This window comes from Synergistaceae bacterium DZ-S4, assembly GCA_025943965.1.
In the GTDB taxonomy this organism is placed as follows: domain Bacteria; phylum Synergistota; class Synergistia; order Synergistales; family Synergistaceae; genus Caenicola; species Caenicola nitritireducens.
This window is the reverse complement of record JAPCWD010000032.1, coordinates 557-1,909: the sequence shown is the minus strand read 5'-3', so window position 1 is coordinate 1,909 and position 1,353 is coordinate 557. Positions and strand designations below refer to the sequence as shown.

At 43.1% G+C, this 1,353-nt stretch carries 1 protein-coding gene; it reads right to left on the bottom strand.

The window, feature by feature from the left end; genetic code table 11:
- Positions 1 to 1,353: VCBS domain-containing protein (locus OLM33_10050; GenBank protein MCW1713992.1), on the bottom strand; the 1,353-nt coding region annotated here is incomplete at both ends.

Sequence of the window (1,353 nt, the reverse complement as noted above, 5' to 3'; positions counted from 1 at the left end):
CATCATTTGTACCTGTTATGGTAATAATAACGTCATGAGTATCACTGGCACCGGAAATATCAGTGGCTTTCACTGTATAAACAAGTATTAATTTATCTCCCTCTGCAAGCTCATCAAAATAATAATTAGAAGTTTCAGTTGAGTTAAAATTCCAAGTAATGCCGCCTGTTTCATCTGTCTGCGTATTAGTAAGCCCACCGGAAACAGTAAGCATGGCAAGAACTTCTTCATAAGAGGGCAAACCACTTCCAAACGTGCCGCCAAAAGTACTATCACCTCTTATTGAAACAGATTCAACAGATGGAGTAACCACGTCAATTACGTCAACGTCAACGATAGATAATGTTCCGCTCGCCGTGAGAGTTTTATCTGCAGAAGGGTCGCTTATCTCGTCTACTTCAGTTAAATCTGCCTCCCAGCTGTCTCCGGCACGCTCGTGGATCTCCGGTGCGTCATTTGTACCTGTGATAGTCACCGTAACCACTTGAGTGGTAATCCCGCCATTTCCGTCATTAACGGCCACGTTATATGTCTGTGTAATTTCTTGTCCTTGGGCAAGATGGTCTAAGTCAGCGTCATTTACCACAAAATTCCAAGTAATTTTTCCTGTAGCACCGCCGGTTGTCTGTGTGTCTACGACAGGAGTGAATGTCCCGAGATAGCCAACTCCTTGAGGAGTTGCCGATACAGAAACTGCATCAGACAAGTCTGCATCAGTTACTTCAAAATATCCATTTACTGTATGATCATCAACATTTTCCCCTAACGCCTTGTCAGCTATCTCTGTTACAGCACCTTTAACATCATTTGCGTTTACGACATTAATGACAGGAAGATCATTTGTGCCGGTAATGGTTATTACCACATCTTTAGTATCAATTCCACCATGTGGGTCGGCAACTTGTACTGTGTAAGTGAGTTCAAGTGTTTCACCTTTTGCAAGTTCATCAAAGTAATGAGAGCCCGAATCAAATTTCCAAGTAATGCCGTGATCTTTGTCACTTTCAGTATTTGTAAGTCCTCCTGTAACGGTGAACATAGCCTTTAGTTCTGCATCTGTAGGTAGGGTTCCTGTATATGTTCCGCCCTTTGTAATTGAATTTACTGCTGTGGCAGTGACAACGTCAATAACGTCAACGTCCAGAAGCGATAGTGTTCCGTCTGCTTTAAGGGTAGTATCTGTTTCATCCAAAGACTTAGCAGCACTATCGCCTGCTCTGATCTCTATCTCCGGTGCGTCATTTGTACCTGTGATAGTCACCGTAACCACTTGAGTGGTAATCCCGCCATTTCCGTCATTAACGGCCACGTTATATGTCTGTGTAATTTCTTGTCCTTGGGCAAGATGGTCTA